We start from the raw sequence: 17084 nt of genomic DNA on the forward strand, positions 1-17084 counted from the left end.
CTTCGACTCCGCTGCGCTCCGCTCAGTATGACGGTCGACAAACAATGACGCAACACCAATTATATCAATAACCTACGCTCATGGAATTAGGAATTGGCTCATTTAGCGAAGTAGCGCCGGCCCACGTGGCGGGCGGCGACCGCATCGCGGCCCAGCGTATGCAGGAGCTGCTGGCCCTGGCCCAAACTGCCGACGCCAGCGGCCTCGACGTGGTGGCCATTGGCGAGCACCACCGGGCCGACTACCTCGTGTCGGCCCCCGAGGTAGTGCTCGGGGCCATTGCCAGCACCACCCAGCGCATCCGCCTCAGCAGCGCCGTCACGGTGCTCAGCTCCACCGACCCGGTGCGGACGTTCCAGAATTTCAGCACTGTAGATTTGATTTCGGGCGGCCGGGCCGAGATTATCGCCGGGCGTGGCTCATTCACCGAGTCGTTTCCGCTGTTTGGGCAAAACCTGAACGACTACGACGCGCTGTTTGTGGAGAAGCTGCATCTGCTGCTCAAGCTCAACGAAAGCGAGAAAATAACCTGGCAGGGCAAGCACCGCGCCCCCATCAAAAACCTGGGCGTGTACCCGCGCCCCTTGCAGGCCAAGCTGCCCATCTGGATTGGGGTGGGCGGCACGCCTGCCTCGGCGGTGCGGGCCGGGCAGCTGGGGCTGCCGCTCACGATTGCCATTCTGGGCGGCGAGCCAGCGCGCTACGTGGCCTTTGCCGACCTCTACCGCCGCTCGGCGCAGGAGGCTGGGCACGACGCGGCAGTCCTGCCGCTGGCTTTGAATTGCCACTTCCACGTGGCCGAAACCGCTAGGCAGGCGGCCGACGAGTTTTTTCCGGCCTACTCGCTCACCATGAACCGCATCGGGCGCGAGCGCGGCTGGCCGCCCATGTCGCGGGCGCAGTTTGACTACCTGTGCGGGCCGCAGGGGCCGCTCTTCGTGGGTAGCGTTCAGGACATCATCGACAAGCTACTCTACCTCGATAAGCTGTTCGGCAACAGCCGCTTCCTGGGCCAGCTGATGCTGGAAGGCATGCCGCACGAGCAGGTGCGCCGCTCGGTGGAGCTGTTTGGCACGCAAGTAGCCCCGGCGGTGCGGGCGGCGCTGGGCGTTCAACCTCTCGCTACTGCGGCCGTAAGCTGATAGTGCCGCTCACTGTATTAATGCTCAACCTTCTCCGCCCGCTTACGATGCAAAACTTGCTCTGGTCTGCCCTTAACGCGGGGCTGTTTATTGGGTTGGTTTACCTCTTTTTTCGGGCGGCAAAGCTTGTAAAGCAGCATATGGGTTGGCCAGCCACCGTTTTCTTTGTGGTCGGGCTTACTATCATCGCCGGTAAGCCCACCAGTTCTCTTCCAGGCAATGAAAACCTGCTGCCGAGCATTCCCAAAGATGCGCCGCTAGGCAATGCCAGCACGCTGAAACTCGTGTCTCTCGGCGGCAGCAACAACCTGAACCTACTGGCCGAGTACCACCAGCAAAATGGCCTCGTTCGGCCGCGCGGGCTCTATGCCTTTGTATCCGGCTTCTGGCTGGGCCACACCTGGCAACCGGTTACCGGACGGCTGGAGCAACGTGGTTCCCAGCTGCGCTACAGCGCCGTTTTAACACACAGCTGGAATTTATTAGGCGTGCCCGTATTCCACCAGACAACTGACTTCACGGGTCTTATACCCATAAAAAACTCCATTTAGCCATTTATCTGACCTGCGGATTTGTCGGCTTTTGCAGGCGAATTTGACTAATAGAAAAGGCCACCCAAATGGGTGGCCTTTTCTATTCAACTACCAAGCAATGGTCAAGCGGAAACAAGATAGGTAGTCAGCCCGCGCAGCGGGCGTATCCGTTAAATCCGACAAATCCGTTTGAATCTGCGGTCTAGTAGCGGTATAGGTCCGACTTGAACGGCCCCTCAACCGGCACCTTGATGTAGTCGGCCTGTTTGGGCGTCAGCTCGTCTAGCTCCACGCCGATTTTGGCGAGGTGCAGGCGTGCTACCTTCTCATCGAGGTGCTTGGGCAGCGTGTACACTTGGTTTTCGTACTTGTCGGCGTGCGCCCACAACTCCAGCTGGGCCAGCGTTTGGTTGGTAAACGAGTTCGACATCACGAACGACGGGTGGCCGGTAGCGCAGCCCAGGTTTACCAAGCGGCCTTCGGCCAGGATGATAACCTCTTTGCCATCAATGTTGTAGATGTCTACCTGCGGTTTCACCGTGTCTTTGGTGTGGCCGTAGTTTTTGTTGAGCCACGCCATATCGATTTCATCATCGAAGTGGCCGATATTGCAGACAATCGCTTTGTCCTTGAGGGCACGGAAATGCTCTTCGCGGATGATGTCGCAGTTGCCGGTGGTAGTGATGACGATGTCGGCGCGCGGGATGGCGTTCTCCATTTTCTTCACCTCGTAGCTGTCCATCGCGGCTTGCAGGGCGCAAATCGGGTCGATTTCGGTTACGATAACGCGGGCACCAGCGCCGCGCAGCGAGGCGGCGGTGCCTTTGCCTACGTCGCCGTAGCCGGCTACTACGGCTACTTTGCCGGCCATCATCACGTCGGTAGCCCGGCGAATGGCGTCTACAGCCGACTCTTTGCAGCCGTACTTGTTGTCAAACTTTGACTTCGTTACCGAGTCGTTGATGTTGAAGGCGGGCATGGGCAGCGTGCCCAGCTTCACGCGCTCGATGAGGCGTAGCACGCCGGTCGTGGTTTCTTCCGAGATGCCTCGGATGCCGGCGGCCAACTCCGGGAACTGGTCGAGCACCATGTTGGTGAGGTCGCCGCCGTCGTCCAGAATCATGTTGAGCGGCTGGCGCTCCTCGCCGAAAAACAGCGTCTGCTCGATGCACCAGTTGAATTCTTCCTCGTTCATGCCCTTCCAGGCATACACCGGGATGCCGGCGGCAGCGATGGCCGCAGCGGCGTGGTCCTGGGTCGAGAAGATGTTGCACGACGACCACGTAACGTCAGCCCCCAGCTCGATGAGGGTTTCGATGAGCACGGCCGTTTGGATGGTCATGTGCAGGCAGCCGGCAATGCGGGCACCCGCCAGCGGCTTGCTCGGGCCAAACTCGGTGCGCAGCGACATCAGGCCGGGCATTTCGGCCTCGGCCAGGCGAATTTCTTTGCGGCCCCACTCGGCCAGGCTCATGTCCTTCACTTTGAAGGGCACGTAAGTCGTGGGCTTGGTTTCTACCATGACGGTCAGTAATTAGTTAGCTGTGAGAATGAGTACAAAGATACTGGTTCGCGTAAAGGTTTTGGGTGAGCGAGTAGTGCACCAGCCCGGCGGCTTCTCAGCGCTCGCCGCGCCAACCAAAATCGGTGCTTTCCGACCCACACAAATCAAGCTTCAGGCAGGCCAACGCACCGAAATCGGCGGCTACGCTTAACTTAGTGTATCTCTTAGAATTTTATTACTATTAACTAAGTTATGATTGAATTTTCGCGGGCTTATCGCTTTTTTCTCCTATTAGGCCTAGCTACTGCCGGGAGTGTTTCCGTGGGTCTGGCTCAAAGCAAGCCTACTACCATCCGCCTCTCGCCCGAAGACCTAGAACGCGGCCAGTACGGCGCGCAGCGCAATTTTTTCTTTCTGCCGCCCGGCCAGACCGGCGAGGACAACTACCAGAGTGCCGGCTTTTTTGGGCAGAAGCTGCGGCCGTATCTCAAAACCAGCCCCACGGCATTGGCAGAGCTCGACAAATACAGCCGCCAGAAAACGCTGTACCTAATTGACCGGGGCGTGCTGCTGGGCTCGGTGATTGTGTATGGCTCGCAGGTCTTTGGGCACGGCGACGCGCAGTATTTCAACGGTACGCAGCAGGTAGCCATTGGGGCGGCGGCCGTTAGTTTGGTCGCTACGCTCTTCATCAATCGCCGCACCAACGACTACCTCAAGCAAGCCGTTGATACCTACAACACTGACGGGACTGCTACCCGGCACGGCGCGCTGTGGCAGCGGCTGCGGCCGGCCGGCGTGGGCCTCGGGGCCACGGCGCAGGGCGCGCCCACGCTAGGGCTGCGCTGGCAGCTTTAGAATTATCTGGAGCGGAGTAGAGACGCAATATTTTGCGTCTTGCGTCAGGTAACGCATTCGAATGCATCCTAACGCCAGACGCAAAATATTGCGTCTCTACGCTGTTCAACGGCTATCACCTGGCTCGGCGCACCAGTTCGGTGTTTTTTGCGTTAACTAGCGCACAATGGAGTTTCCCTTACCCGAGGCGGCCCGGCGCTACGTGGCCGCCCACCTGCACGACGACCCTGCCCACCTAGCGTTGCAGGCCCGCCGCCACCCCCACCTACCCGTGCCCGAGTTGGTGCGCCAGATTCAGGCCCGCCAGAAAGCCCGCGTGAAGCTGCCCGCCTGGGCCGACAACCAGGATTTGATTTTTCCGCCCGCGCTCTCAGTCGAGCAGGCCTCCTCCGAGCGCACCGCCACCTACAAGGCGGCGCTGGTGGCCGGGGCTGCCCGGCTGGCCGACCTCACGGGTGGCTTCGGGGCCGACTCGGCGCACTTCGCGGCGGTGGTCGAGCAAGTTGACTACGTGGAGCGCGACGCGCAGCTATCGCAGGTAGTGGCGCATAACCTAACCCAGCTTGGCATCACGAACGTGGCCGTGCACGCCAGCGACGCGGTTTCGTTTCTGAAAAGCAGCGGCGCGCAGTTCGACTGGTTGTTTCTGGACCCGGCCCGGCGCGACCAGCGCGGCGGCAAGACCTTCCGGCTGGCCGACTGCGAGCCCGACGTGCCCAAACTGATGCCGCTGCTGCTGCGCCATGCGCCGCGCATCTTGCTCAAGACCTCGCCCATGCTCGACATCGAGTTGGCCATTCAGGAGCTCAGGCACGTGCGCCGCCTGTGGGTGATTGCTGTTGACAATGAGGTGAAGGAAGTGCTCTACGAACTGGGCCAGGAGCCCGCCGTAGACCCCGAGCGCCTGGCCGTGAACCTGCGCCGCGACGGCACGCAGCAGGATTTCCGCGTGAACCGCGCCCGCGAGGCCCGCGCCGTACCCCGCTACGCCGAGGCGCAGCAGTACCTCTACGAGCCCAACGCGGCGATTCTCAAAGCTGGCGCTTTTAAGAGCATCGGCTCGGCCTTTGAGCTACTCAAGTTGCAGCAGCACAGCCATCTGTATACCAGCAGCGAACTGCGGGCCGATTTTCCAGGGCGCATTTTCCGCATTCTGGCCACTGAGAAGGCCGACGGGCCGACTTTGAAAAGCCACCTCGGGCCGGAGGGCCGGGCACACGTCACGACGCGCAATTTTCCCGAGTCGGTGGCAGATTTCCGGCGGCGCACGGGCATTCGTGAGGGCGGCGACATTTATTTGTTTGCTACTACCGATTTGCGGGGGCGGCTGGTGGTGCTGGTGTGCGAGAAAGCGGCGCTGGCCGGGTAGTGGGCAACTGGAAAAGCCGCTGGCTCTGATTTGGCGGGCGGCAACTACTTACCACTACCTATTAATCATTACTTTTGTCTTTCGCCCGCCCGCGCCGCTGCCTGGCTGGGCGGGCGTTCTTGTTGTTTGACTAACTTTCTCTCATGCCGTATCTGTTCACTTCCGAGTCGGTTTCGGAAGGCCACCCCGATAAAGTTGCCGACCAGATTTCCGACGCCATCCTCGATGAGTATTTGCGCCAGGACCCCAGTGCCAAAGTAGCCTGCGAAACCCTCGTCACGACGGATTTTGCGCTCGTGGCCGGCGAAATCAAGTCTACCGCGCACGTTGAAGCTGAGGCAATTATCCGCGACACGATTCGGCGCATCGGCTACAACAAGCCCGAATACCTCTTCAACGCCGACACCTGCGAGGTGATGAACCGGCTGCACGAGCAGTCGCCCGACATCAACCAGGGCGTGGTGCGCCAGGCCCCCGAAGAGCAGGGTGCCGGCGACCAAGGCATGATGTTCGGCTACGCCACCAGCGAAACCGACAACTTTATGCCGCTGGCCTTGGACTTATCACACAGCCTGTTGCAGGAGCTGGCTACCATCCGCAAGGTGGGCGAGGAAATGACCTACCTGCGCCCCGATGCTAAGAGCCAGGTAACCATCCGCTACTCCGACGACCACCACCCCGAGGCCATCGAAACCATCGTCATCAGCACCCAGCACGACGACTTCGACGCCTCGGAAGAAGTGATGCTGGCCCGCATCAAGGAGGACATCGTTAACATCCTCATTCCCCGCGTAAAAGCCAAGCTGAGCCCCGAAATTCAGGCGCTGTTTACCGATAGCATCACACACCACATTAACCCCACGGGCAAGTTCGTTATCGGTGGCCCGCACGGCGACTCAGGCCTCACCGGCCGCAAAATCATCGTGGACACCTACGGCGGCAAGGGCGCGCACGGTGGCGGCGCCTTCTCGGGTAAGGATTCGAGCAAGGTAGACCGCTCGGCAGCCTACGCTACCCGCCACATCGCCAAAAACCTGGTGGCCGCCGGCGTGGCCGAGCAGGCGCTGGTGCAAGTGGCCTACGCCATCGGCGTAGCCAAGCCGGTGGGTCTCTACGTGACCACCTACGGCACTACCAAAGCCCTGGGCACCAACGGCCAGCCCCTGACCGACGGCGAAATCGCTACCAAAGTAAACGAGCTGTTCGACCTGCGCCCCTACGCCATCGTGGAGCGCCTGGGCCTGCGCAACCCCATCTTCGGCCAAACGGCCGCCTACGGCCACATGGGCCGCCAGCCCGGCACCGTGACGGTGAAAATGGAGAACGGCGAAGAAAAGACCTTCGAGACGTTTACTTGGGAAAAACTCGATTACGTCGATAAAATCAAAGCTGCGTTCGCGCTGTAAGCGGCGAAGTTTAATTACAGAAAAGCCCCGGTAGTCAATTGGCTACCGGGGCTTTTTTTATATTGCACGGATTATAAAGTCCGCGCAAGTGGCACTAGTGCAGGTTCAATTGCTTCTCTTTGTACTTCGAAATCTGGCGCTTCAGGGCTTCTACGGCGGCGTCGGCAGCGGCCTCAAACGAAGCGGCGTCTTCGGTGCTGAAGAGGGTGCTGCCCGGCACCATCAGCTTGATTTCGACCGTCTTGTTGGCGATGCCGTCTTTGTTGTTGAGGCGCATAATAACCTCGCCGTCGGTGATGCGGTCGTAGAAGTGGTCGAGTTTATCGAGGCGGTGCTGAATAAAGTCGAGCAGTTTTTGGTCGGCGTCAAAATGCACCGATTGCACTTGCACTTTCATGGGCAAAAGAAGTTGAGTGGGAAACAGTAAACTTTTACGCTCGGGGGTGAGCTTGTTCGAATACGGATTTTAGCCGGTCAACGGACAAGTGCGTGTACACCTGCGTGGCCGCTAAGCTAGCGTGCCCGAGCAATTCTTTAATAGCGTTGAGGTCGGCGCCTTTGCCAAGTAAATGAGTAGCAAAGGCATGGCGCAGCGCGTGCGGATGCTGGTGCGCCGCCGAAGTCGAAACCTGGCTCAGGTATTTCTTGACGGTGCGGTACACCAGCTTTTCGTAGAGCGGCTCGCCCTTATCGGTGCGTAGCAGCGGGCCGCTGGCGGCGCGGGGGCCAAACTCGGCAGCGCGGGCCGTGCGGTACTTCTCCAGCACCAGCAGCAGCGAGGGGTTGAGGGGCACCACGCGCTGCTTGTTGCCCTTGCCCGTCACGCGCACGGTGCGGGCGTTGGCGTCCACGTCGGCATCGGTGATGCCCAGCAGTTCGGAAAGGCGAATGCCGGTGCCGTAGAGTGTTTCGAGCACCAGCTGGTCGCGCGCGCCGGCAAAGGTGGGTTCAAACTCGAAGGAGTTGAGCAGCCGGTTCAGCGACTCCTCAGGCACGAACTCGGGCAGCTTCTTGGCCATTTTAGGGGCCTTGATGCGTAGCATCGGGTTGGCCTCGATGTGGCGCAGCCGCAGCAAAAACTTGTAGTACGAGCGCAGGCAGGCCACTTTGCGGTTTACGGTGCGCGGGTCGAGGTTCTGGCCCATCAGGCTCACTACCCAGTCGCGGATGAGCGGGTGCGTGGCCTGGGCCGGCTCGGTCAGCTCGTATTCCTGCTTCAGAAAGGCGGCAAACTGCGACAAGTCGGTTTGGTACGACGTGACCGTGTGCGGGCTGAAGCGCTTTTCGTAGCGCAAAAAATCCAGAAACTCCTCCATAAAACCAGGCAGCAAAAAGCCCGACTGGCGGGCCGGGCGCAAGGTAGCAGAAATTTTCAATTACCGGCAAAACCACTACAACGCGAAAAGCCCGCCCCGTGCGCAAGGCAGCGGGGCGGGCTTTCCAAAGCCACTAAAAAGCGTGCAGCCTAGCGGCTATTCGCTGTCAGTACCGTAGGTAGCGAGCTTGTAAACAGCCTTTTGCTTCAGCTTACGCTTGGTGATGCTGGGCTTCTGGAAGAACGTGCGGCGACGCAGCTCTTTCAGAACGCCGGTGCGCTCGAATTTCTTCTTGAAGCGCTTCAGCGCACGGTCAACGGTTTCGTTGTCTTTGATTTGAACGATAATCATATCGAGAGGTAAGGAGTCTTTTCAGGGCAAACGGGCCGCAAAGATAACCAATCGTCTTTAATTCTGCAAGTTCAATTAAGTGGCGGGTAGTACAGGGCTAGTCATAGTCACTCCTCGCTATTTCCAAGGTAGCTCAAACGGTGTGCTAACTCAAGCCCCCGTGCCGTGGTCTTGAAATACTCCATTGAACCTGTACTACCCATTTATCACTTCAACAATGCTCTTGCAATAACCAGTTTCTGAATCTCGCTGGTGCCCTCGCCGATGGTGCAGAGCTTGGCGTCGCGGTAGTATTTCTCGGCGGGGTAGTCTTTGGTGTAGCCGTAGCCGCCGAAGATTTGCACGCCTTCGTTGGCCACGCGCACCGACACCTCGGAGGCGTAGAGCTTGGCCATCGCCGACTCGCGGTTCACGTTCTGGCCTTGGTCTTTGAGGGCGGCGGCGCGGTAGGTGAGCAGGCTGGCAGCCTCGATTTCGGTGGCCATGTCGGCCAGCTTGAAGGCGATGCCCTGGAAATTGCTGATGGGCTGGTTGAACTGGTGGCGCTCCTTGGAGTATTGCAGCGCCGCCTCGTAGGCACCCTGCGCAATGCCCAGGCTGAGCGCCGCGATGCTGATACGCCCACCATCAAGCACTTTCAACGACTGCACGAAGCCGTCGCCGACCTTGCCAATCACGTTTTCGACGGGCACTTTGCAGTCGGTAAAAATGAGCTCGGTCGTCTCGGAGGCGCGCATGCCAAGCTTGTCTTCCTTTCGGCCGGCCGCGAAGCCGGGCGTGTTGCGCTCGATGATGAAGGCCGTCATGCCGTGCGAGTCGCCGACCTCGCCGGTACGGGCGATGACCACGGCCACGTCGCCGCTTTTGCCGTGGGTAATGAAGTTCTTGGCCCCGTTGAGCACGTAATATTCGCCGCTCTCATCGAGCACAGCGGTGGTGCGCATGTTGCCGGCGTCGGAGCCCGTATTGGGCTCGGTGAGGCCCCAGGCGCCTATCCACTCGCCCGAGGCGAGGCGCGGCAGGTACTTGTGCTTCTGCGCTTCGGAAGCGTGCTGGAGGATGTGGCCGGTGCAAAGCGAGTTGTGGGCCGCCATGCTGAGGCCGATGCTACCGTCGATTTTGGCGAGCTCGGCGATGGCCGTCACGTACTCCTGGTAGCCGAAGCCCGAGCCGCCGTACTCCTGCGGCACGAGCACGCCCATGAGGCCGAGCTCGCCGAGCTGGCGAAATACATCGCGCGGAAACTCCTGGGATTCGTCCCAGCGCATCATGTGGGGCTTGATGTGCTGCTGGCCAAAGTCGCGCACCATCTGCGCTATCATGGCTTGGTTTTCGGTCGCTACGGTAGCTTCCATAAAGAAATTTGGGTGGGTAGGGTGAGGAGAGTATGAAGCGCAACCTTGCCTAGCAGGGTTTTTGCTAAACAAAAATACCTTCCAAAAGCCGAAGCGAAGTCAGCTGGTCGGGCGGGCGCTATCCGTGAAATTGGAAAGGCTACTTTATATAAGTTACTTTTGAGACTTTTTAGGTCTCTGCCAGCCGCAAAAAGAGGCACCCGCTGGCTTCATTCTTACGCTGTTGAACTCTCTCCTCGTCCGCACGGCCTTGCTCCGCTGCCTGGTTTTGTGCCTGCCGGTGCTGCTTTTGTTTTCTTCGTGCGCGTCCAACCGCTATTATAATCAGCGCGTTTTGTTCCGGCTGACGGATGAGAATGGCAACCGCCTCGACACGGCCAAGCTGCGCGTAGCCGTGAACCGCACCGACCGCAACTACCGCATTCAGCCCAACGATTTTCTGGATTTGCGCATCTATACTAACAAAGGAGAGCGCATTATCGACCCCAACGGTGAGCTGGGCGCGGGAGCCCCGGCCGGGCAGGTACCCAGCCTATCGCCGCGCACCAGCGCTACTTCCACCAGCCGCACTGTCTCGCGCGCCGGGGCCAACTCCAGCGCCTCGGGCCTTGAAATACTGGTGCAGGCCGATGGCACCGCCGCGCTGCCCGTGGTGGGCCAGGTGCGAGTGAGCGGCCTCACGCTGCACCAGGCCGACAGCCTGCTGCAAGTGCAGTACAGCCCCTACTACCGCGAGCCGTTTATCCAGACGCGCGTTACCAACAACCGCGTAGTGGTGCTGGGCTCGCCGGGCGGCCAAGTGATTCCCTTAGCTAATGACAATATGAATCTTTTGGAGGTTCTGGCGTTAGCAGGAGGGCTGGAAGGCACGGCGGGCGGCGGCAATGGCATTTATCGCTACGGCGGCAAAACGTCTACTATTCGCATTATTCGGGGCGATTTAAAAAACCCACAGGTCGAGCAGGTCGACCTCAGTACTATCGCTGGCATGCGGCGCGCCAATCTGCAGATGGAGCCCAACGATATTGTGTACATCGAGCCGGTGCGCCGCCGCTTCCTCGAAGGCCTCACCGACGCTACGCCGGCATTTGCGGCAGGGGCCACCCTGCTTAGTGCAGTTAGCATTGTCTTTACCATTATCACCATTGCCCGCCAGAATAGGTAAGAAATTATTTTTGTGCCGCCCTTTATTCACTGGCCCTATCCGCTACACGTAAGCATCTATATTGTATGGCATTAAGCGAGAACGCCGAGCTAGAAGAACTTATCCGCCGCGCCAACGGGGAAGGCGCAAGCCAGCTACCACCCGCCTCGGGCGCTGCCCAGGCTGCCGAAGACGAAGAGCTGGGCGGTGGCTTCGACACGGCTACGCTGGTGCTGGTAGCGCGGCGCAGCTTGCTGTGGGTGGTGCTGCTTATCGCGCTTGGGGTCACGGGCTCGTGGTTGTTTTTGCGCTATACCAAGCCGGTGTACAAGGCCGCTTCGCTGCTCAAGCTCGACGAGCGCTCGGAGGCGCAGAAAATAGGCATCGGGGCCCTTAAGCAGGAAACTGCGGGTCCGGGCCAGCAACTGGCCGGTGAGGTCGAGCTGATTAAGTCAAACCTGACTTACACAAACCTTAAAAAGCGGCTGGCGCTTGATGTCAACTACTACGTGCAGGGCACGGTGCTGGAGAATGAGCTCTACAACGCCGCTCCTTTCCGCGTGCAGCACAAGGTAAGCGACCCCAGCCTGTACGGGCTGAAGTTTCAGGTTAGCTTCCCCACCGCTGGCCGCTACCAGCTCAGTGTGAAAGCGCGCGGTCAGGAACTAACGGGTAACTACGCCCTGGGCGAGTGGGTGAAACTTCCGGGGGCCGAGCTGCGGCTGGAAGCCGTGCCCGGCCGGCCACTGCCAGCGGGCGACGAGCCTCCCTATAGCTTCACGATTCTCAACGATGGCGCTATCAACAGCTACCTCGACCGCAACCTGGAAGTGAAGGTAGTTAACCCTAACGCCAATACCATCGAAATATCGTTTGCCGACAACAATGCGGCCAAGGCGGCCCACATCGTCAACAACATCGATTCGGTGTACTTGCAGGAAAAGCTGGCCAGCAAAAAGCAAAGCACCGACTCGACGCTGAGCTACATCAACCGCATTATCGCCGAAAACGACCGCCGGCTGCGCGTGGCTGAGGACGACCAGCAGAACTTCGTGCGCCGCAGCAAAAGCTACGACGTGAAAGCCGACGTGGGCACGCTGAAGGAGCGCCTCGAGGAACTCCAGCTATCGCGCGAAAAGCTAGAGCAAAACCTGCGCCTGCTTGACCAGGTGCAGACGGTGGTAGCGCGGGGCCAGCTCACGCGCTCCGAAAACGAAAGGGTAAGTGACAACCTACCGGGACTGGCCGAACTTAACGACCCGCTGCTTATGCCCCTGCTCAATGACCTGGATGGGCAGCAGCGGGCTTTACGCCTCACGCTACTTTCCCAAACAGACAAGACCCTGGCCGTACAAAAAGCGCAAATCAGCATCCAGGAAACCCGGACGGCACTGGAGCGCCAGCTTGGCCGCGACCGCGACCTGCTACAACAGCAGCTGGCCCGCCTGGCCCGGCAGACTTCTGAGCTCAACAACCGCCTGATGGCCATGCCCGAGCTGGCTACCCAGCAGGAGCGCATCAAGCGGCCCCTGGATTTGTACGCCAACACCTACCAGCAATTGCTCAACCGCAAGCTCGATTTCAGCATTCAGCAGGCGGGCACTACGGCCGACTTTTCGATTTTGTCGCCGGCCTACCCACCGGCCGAGCCCATCTCGCCGGTACGCCTGCTAGTGTATGCCATTGGGCTGGCGGGCGGGCTGGCGCTGGGGCTGGGGCTGATAGCCACACGCTACCTGATGCACAACACGATAACAAGTGTGCAGGAGCTGGAGCGCAATACGCGGGCATCAGTGCTGGGCATCATTCCGACCTACGACAAGGAAAAGCTGGAAGTATCGCGGCTGGTAGTGGATAAGAATCCCAAGTCGTCAGTGTCGGAGGCCATCCGCTCGATTCGCACCAACCTCGACTTTATCAGCCCGGCCAACAAGAAGCGGATTATTTCGATTACGTCTACCATTTCGGGCGAAGGCAAAACCTTCGTGGCCGTCAACCTGGGCGGCATCATTGCCTTGTCGGGCCAGCGCGTCATTATCCTCGACCTGGACATGCGCAAGCCGAAGGTGAACCTGGCGTTCGGGGCCGAAAACGTGCGCGGCATCAGCACCATCCTTATCGAGCGGCACACGGTGGCCGAGTGTGTGCAGCGCACCAGCATCGAGTCGCTCGACTTCATCTCGGCCGGCCCTACCCCACCCAACCCATCAGAACTCATTCTGCACCCGCGCTTCGACCAGCTGCTGGCCGAGCTGCACCGCAGTTACGACGTTATTCTGATTGATACGCCACCGGTGGGCCTCGTCACCGATGGCATTCTCATCATGCGCAAGGCCGACGTGCCGATTTACATCGCGCGCGCCAACTACTCGCGCAAGGCGTTCCTCAAAAACCTGAACCGCCTGATGAGCAACAATCAGTTTACCAAGCTCTGCACCATCCTCAATGATGCCAAGGCCAACACCGGCTACGGGTATGGCTACGGCTATGGCTACGGCTACGGGTATGGCTACGGCAGCTACGGCATGGGCTACTACGAGGAGCCGACCAAGCCGCAGACGCTGGGGCAAAAAATCAAGAATATTTTCAGCTAAGCAGCGAAGCAACAGGTACGTATGGCCGGTTTTTGGCAGCGATTGTGGGGTAGCGGCGGCGCTACCGGGGGCCGGGCGGCCCAGCAGGGGCCACCGTTTGGCGGCCTGCACACCGACATGCACTCGCACCTGCTGCCGGGCCTCGACGACGGGGCCGAAACCGTGGCCCACAGCCTGGAACTGCTGCGCGAGCTGCGTGAGCTGGGCTTTCGCAAGCTGGTGATGACGCCCCACGTGATGGGCGACTTTTACAAGAACACGCCCGAGGGAATTCGGGCAGCGCTAGATGAGCTACGCACGGCCGCCGCCGCCGCCGGCCTCGATGATGTGCAGCTGGAGTGCGCCGCCGAGTACTACCTCGACGAGTGGCTGGGCCAGAAGCTGGAGGCGGGCACCGAGCTGCTGACCTTCGGGGGCGAGCGCCGCTATTTGCTCTTCGAAACCTCGTACATGAACGAGCCTTTCAACCTGCAAGCCACAATATTTGGGCTGAAGGCGGCGGGCTACCAGCCGGTGCTGGCCCACCCCGAGCGCTACACCTACTTCTACGGCCGGCTGGCCGAGGTGCGCAAGCTGCGCGAAGAGTATGGCGTGCTGTTGCAGCTCAACCTTAACTCATTGGCGGGCTACTACTCGCCCGCCGCCCGCCGCGTGGCCGAGCAGCTGATTGACGAGCGGCTCATCGACTTTGTGGGCACCGACACCCACCACCTGCGCCACACGGCCGCGCTGGCCGGCAAAACCGTCAGCTCTTCTTACTTTCAGAAGCTGATGGCGTTACCCTTGCTCAACAGCACCTTATGATTTTCGTGACCGGGGGCACGGGCCTGATTGGCTCCTTTTTGCTGCGCGAGCTGCGGGCGCGCGGGCTGGAGGTGCGCGCCCTGCACCGGGGGCCGGTGCCCACGGCCGCCGCGCCCGGCGTAGACTGGGTAGCCGGCGACCTGCTCGATGCTACCCTGCTGGCCTCGGTTATTTCGCCCGACGTGACGCACGTGTTTCACTGCGCCGGCCTGGTGTCCTACGCCCCGCAGGACGAGGACGCCCTGCTGCAAGTGAACGTGGAAGGCACGGCGGCCGTGGTCGATGCCTGCCTGGCGCGGCCCGGCATCCGGCTGGGCTACGTGTCGTCGGTAGCCGCGCTGGGGCCGCCGCCCGCCGCACCCGAAGAAGCGCAAGACCCTGCCGCCGTGCGGCTCGTTGACGAAACCGCGACCTGGGACCTGGGTGCCAGCCACCCGGCCTACGCCACCAGCAAGTACCTGGCCGAGCTGGAGGTGTGGCGCGGCGCGGCCGAGGGCCTGTCGGCCATCATCGTGAACCCCTCGGTGGTGCTGGGGCCCGGCGACTGGCACCGCAGTAGCACCCGCCTGCTGCGCTACGCCCACGACGAGCACCGCTTCTATACCCGCGGCCTGCTCAACTTCGTGGACGTGCGCGACGTGGTGGCCCACCTGCTGCGCCTGACGCTGGAGCTGCCGCCCCGCCCCACCGCCGAGCGCTACATCCTCAACGGCGGGGCCTGCCTGCTGGGCGATTTTCTGGCGCAGGTGGCGCAGGCGCTGGGGCGGCGGCCGCCCACGGTGGCCGTGCCCGACTGGGCAGCCGAGATTATCTGGCGGCTCGAGCACGGGCGGTCGCTGCTCACGGGCGCGCGCCCGCTCATCACCCGCGACACAGCGCGGGCCGGGCGGCAGCGCATCGAGTACGACGCCCGCAAAGCCCAGCAGGCCACGGGCTTAGGTTTCCGGCCGCTAACCGAAACCATTGCCTGGGTGGCGCAGGAGCTCAAAACGAACTGACGCGGCCCGCAGGCGGTTGTATCTTAGCAAATCGCGGGTTGGAAAACAATTAACCAGCTGGGTTACACTACTTGTCGGCAAGCGCCATTCAGCGGACTTTTTGCGCGTATTGCCAAACCGGCCCGGCATCGTTAAATTGTTAGCCTAATCCGTATTTATATCGTGTTTTTATGCGCATGAACGAATCATTTGAAGACCCCCGGGCGGCTCAGAATACGGTGCGGCGCTACGAGCGCATGGTGGCGCACGACGAGGCGGCCTTTTTCGACCTGGAAGAGTTTGAGATTATCATCGACCACTACGTTACCAGCGCGGCCTTCGACAAAGCCCAGCAGGCTTGTGAGTTGGCGCTAGGTCAATATCCGTTTTCGACTGAGCTGCTTATCGACCGCGCCCAGATTTCGGCCATGCGCGGCGACTACAACGAGGCCGAGCGCCAGATTGCCAACGTGGCCAGCCTCGACCCCGACAACGCTGACGTGGCCGTGACGCGCGGCATCATCGCCACGCAGCGCGGCGAGTTTGAAGAAGCCGTGCGCTTTTTTCAGGCGGCCCTGGCTACCAATCCTGACCGCGAGGACATTCACTTCAACCTGGGCCTGGCCTACCAGAGCTGGCAGAAATACAAGAGCGCGGCCCGTCACTACAAGCACAGCCTGCGCCTGCACCCCGACAACGAGGCGACCGTGCAAGAGCTGCTCAACTGCCTGGAAGTAAGCCACCGCCTGCCCGAGCACGAAGAGTTTTTTCAGCGCTTCACCGACGACGACCCCTACTCGGCCGTGGCCTGGTACAACCTGGGCCAGTACTACTACCGCCGCGAAAAGTACGACCAAGCGGCAGCGGCCTTCGACTACGCCATCGTCATCGACGGCGACTTTCACGACGCCCACCACTGGCTGGCCGACACCTACGTGTGCCAGCAGCAGTACGAAAAGGCCATCGCCGAATTTGAGCTGAGCCACCCCGCCGGCGAGCCTACTGACGAGGCGTTGTGCAACATCGGCGAGTGCTACGAAAAGCTGCGCAACTGGGAGCAAGCCCGACTCTACTACCGCAAAGCGCTCGACATCAACCCTAACATGGACGAGGCGTGGTTTGGGCAGGGCGTGCTGCTGCAAGAGCAGGAGCGGCCGTTTGAGGCGCTGCATTACTTCCGCAAGGCCGTGGAGCTCTACGGCGAAAGCGGCGAGTACTGGACGGCCCTGGGCGCGGCCGAAAACCAGCTCGGCAACGTGGTGAGCGCGCTCGAAGCCTACGAAAAAGCCACCCAGGTAGCCCCCGACGACGCTACCGGCTGGGTAAGCTGGAGCGCCATTCTCTACGAGCAGGGGCACTACGAGGAAGCCATCGACCTCATCAGCCACGCCGTGGGGCTGCACCCGCACGAGGCGCATTTTCACTACATGTACTGCGCCTACCTGCTGGCCGCCGGCCGCCTGCGCGAGGCCTACCAGGAGCTGGAAACGGCCCTCACGCTCAATTATGAGCAGCACGTGCTACTGTTCGACTACTTCCCGGAGCTCGAAAACCAGCCCGCCCTGCGCCGGCTCATCGACCAGTTTCGCCCGTAGCGCGGGCAGGTTTTAGCGCCGGTGTATTTTTGTGGCCGCCTGCTCGCCGAGCAGGCGGCTTTCTTATTGCTGAAAACCAAGTCGGCGCTCTGCGGTTAGGGCTACTTAGGCTTACTACTGAGCACCACGTCATTTC

15 protein-coding genes are annotated in these 17084 nt (G+C 60.7%); 10 read left to right on the top strand and 5 right to left on the bottom strand.

The genetic code is table 11. The features are described 5' to 3' along the window. Positions 1 to 80: 80 nt before the first annotated feature. Positions 81 to 1142 carry an LLM class flavin-dependent oxidoreductase gene (locus tag VFO93_RS02365; protein WP_325132707.1) on the top strand — a complete coding sequence of 354 codons (1062 nt, stop codon included), beginning with the start codon at positions 81 to 83 and terminating at the stop codon, positions 1140 to 1142. Positions 1143 to 1189: 47 nt separating this feature from the next. Continuing rightward, positions 1190 to 1693, top strand: coding sequence for a hypothetical protein (locus VFO93_RS02370; protein ID WP_325132708.1), 504 nt, complete (start codon positions 1190 to 1192; stop codon positions 1691 to 1693). A 184-nt stretch (positions 1694 to 1877) separates the two neighbouring features. Here VFO93_RS02370 and ahcY read toward each other — a convergent pair whose 3' ends face one another. Beyond that, positions 1878 to 3197 carry an adenosylhomocysteinase gene (gene ahcY, locus VFO93_RS02375; RefSeq protein WP_325132709.1) on the bottom strand — a complete coding sequence of 440 codons (1320 nt, stop codon included), beginning with the start codon at positions 3195 to 3197 and terminating at the stop codon, positions 1878 to 1880. Positions 3198 to 3500: 303 nt separating this feature from the next. On the opposite strand from ahcY, the gene VFO93_RS02380 reads away from it, so the two are divergent. The 3 genes from VFO93_RS02380 (at position 3501) to metK (ending at position 6812) form a co-directional block, all read left to right on the top strand. Further along, positions 3501 to 4037, top strand: coding sequence for a hypothetical protein (locus tag VFO93_RS02380; RefSeq protein ID WP_325132710.1), 537 nt, complete (start codon positions 3501 to 3503; stop codon positions 4035 to 4037). 166 nt (positions 4038 to 4203) lie between these two features. Continuing rightward, positions 4204 to 5406 carry a class I SAM-dependent methyltransferase gene (locus tag VFO93_RS02385; protein ID WP_325132711.1) on the top strand — a complete coding sequence of 401 codons (1203 nt, stop codon included), beginning with the start codon at positions 4204 to 4206 and terminating at the stop codon, positions 5404 to 5406. A 143-nt stretch (positions 5407 to 5549) separates the two neighbouring features. Beyond that, positions 5550 to 6812, top strand: coding sequence for a methionine adenosyltransferase (gene metK, locus VFO93_RS02390; protein WP_325132712.1), 1263 nt, complete (start codon positions 5550 to 5552; stop codon positions 6810 to 6812). A gap of 94 nt (positions 6813 to 6906) precedes the next feature. Here metK and hpf read toward each other — a convergent pair whose 3' ends face one another. From hpf to VFO93_RS02410, 4 genes are all read right to left on the bottom strand, one after another. Then, positions 6907 to 7209: a ribosome hibernation-promoting factor, HPF/YfiA family gene (gene hpf, locus VFO93_RS02395; protein ID WP_325132713.1), complete on the bottom strand. Its 303-nt coding sequence runs from the start codon at positions 7207 to 7209 to the stop codon at positions 6907 to 6909. Positions 7210 to 7243: 34 nt separating this feature from the next. Next, positions 7244 to 8188: a tyrosine-type recombinase/integrase gene (locus VFO93_RS02400; protein ID WP_325132714.1), complete on the bottom strand. Its 945-nt coding sequence runs from the start codon at positions 8186 to 8188 to the stop codon at positions 7244 to 7246. A gap of 96 nt (positions 8189 to 8284) precedes the next feature. Further along, positions 8285 to 8479, bottom strand: a complete 195-nt coding sequence (gene rpsU / locus VFO93_RS02405) for a 30S ribosomal protein S21 (protein ID WP_325132715.1) — start codon at positions 8477 to 8479, stop codon at positions 8285 to 8287. 206 nt (positions 8480 to 8685) lie between these two features. Further along, positions 8686 to 9834 (bottom strand): acyl-CoA dehydrogenase family protein, encoded by a 1149-nt coding sequence (locus VFO93_RS02410; protein WP_325132716.1) that lies wholly within the window; start codon positions 9832 to 9834, stop codon positions 8686 to 8688. Positions 9835 to 10057: 223 nt separating this feature from the next. Here VFO93_RS02410 and VFO93_RS02415 point away from each other — a divergent pair, with 223 nt between their 5' ends. From VFO93_RS02415 to VFO93_RS02435, 5 genes are all read left to right on the top strand, one after another. Beyond that, complete coding sequence (locus tag VFO93_RS02415) at positions 10058 to 10999, top strand: polysaccharide biosynthesis/export family protein (RefSeq protein ID WP_325132717.1); 942 nt, start codon at positions 10058 to 10060, stop codon at positions 10997 to 10999. 65 nt (positions 11000 to 11064) lie between these two features. Beyond that, entirely contained in the window at positions 11065 to 13572 is a 2508-nt protein-coding gene (locus tag VFO93_RS02420; RefSeq protein ID WP_325132718.1) for a polysaccharide biosynthesis tyrosine autokinase, read from the top strand. Positions 13573 to 13593: 21 nt separating this feature from the next. Beyond that, on the top strand, positions 13594 to 14376 hold the full coding sequence (locus tag VFO93_RS02425) for a tyrosine-protein phosphatase (RefSeq protein ID WP_325132719.1): 783 nt from the start codon (positions 13594 to 13596) through the stop codon (positions 14374 to 14376). Then, the gene (locus tag VFO93_RS02430) at positions 14373 to 15374 is read left to right on the top strand and encodes an NAD-dependent epimerase/dehydratase family protein (RefSeq protein WP_325132720.1); all 1002 of its coding nucleotides are present in this window, start codon (positions 14373 to 14375) and stop codon (positions 15372 to 15374) included. The genes VFO93_RS02425 and VFO93_RS02430 overlap by 4 nt, the downstream gene beginning before the upstream one ends. Positions 15375 to 15550: 176 nt before the next feature. Continuing rightward, a complete protein-coding gene (locus VFO93_RS02435) occupies positions 15551 to 16948 on the top strand; it encodes a tetratricopeptide repeat protein (protein WP_325132721.1) in 1398 nt (465 codons plus the stop codon). Positions 16949 to 17084 lie beyond the last annotated feature (136 nt).

Source organism: Hymenobacter sp., assembly GCF_035709525.1.
GTDB lineage: Bacteria > Bacteroidota > Bacteroidia > Cytophagales > Hymenobacteraceae > Hymenobacter.

Excerpts from the sequence above, each read along its gene's own strand:
- VFO93_RS02420 (WP_325132718.1), top strand. The coding sequence starts at position 11,065 with ATGGCATTAAGCGAGAACGCCGAGCTAGAAGAACTTATCCGCCGCGCC.
- VFO93_RS02365 (WP_325132707.1), top strand. The coding sequence starts at position 81 with ATGGAATTAGGAATTGGCTCATTTAGCGAAGTAGCGCCGGCCCACGTG.
- VFO93_RS02410 (WP_325132716.1), bottom strand. The coding sequence starts at position 9,834 with ATGGAAGCTACCGTAGCGACCGAAAACCAAGCCATGATAGCGCAGATG.
- VFO93_RS02385 (WP_325132711.1), top strand. The coding sequence starts at position 4,204 with ATGGAGTTTCCCTTACCCGAGGCGGCCCGGCGCTACGTGGCCGCCCAC.
- VFO93_RS02430 (WP_325132720.1), top strand. The coding sequence starts at position 14,373 with ATGATTTTCGTGACCGGGGGCACGGGCCTGATTGGCTCCTTTTTGCTG.
- VFO93_RS02435 (WP_325132721.1), top strand. The coding sequence starts at position 15,551 with ATGAACGAATCATTTGAAGACCCCCGGGCGGCTCAGAATACGGTGCGG.
- VFO93_RS02425 (WP_325132719.1), top strand. The coding sequence starts at position 13,594 with ATGGCCGGTTTTTGGCAGCGATTGTGGGGTAGCGGCGGCGCTACCGGG.
- ahcY (WP_325132709.1), bottom strand. The coding sequence starts at position 3,197 with ATGGTAGAAACCAAGCCCACGACTTACGTGCCCTTCAAAGTGAAGGAC.
- VFO93_RS02370 (WP_325132708.1), top strand. The coding sequence starts at position 1,190 with ATGCAAAACTTGCTCTGGTCTGCCCTTAACGCGGGGCTGTTTATTGGG.
- hpf (WP_325132713.1), bottom strand. The coding sequence starts at position 7,209 with ATGAAAGTGCAAGTGCAATCGGTGCATTTTGACGCCGACCAAAAACTG.
- metK (WP_325132712.1), top strand. The coding sequence starts at position 5,550 with ATGCCGTATCTGTTCACTTCCGAGTCGGTTTCGGAAGGCCACCCCGAT.
- rpsU (WP_325132715.1), bottom strand. The coding sequence starts at position 8,479 with ATGATTATCGTTCAAATCAAAGACAACGAAACCGTTGACCGTGCGCTG.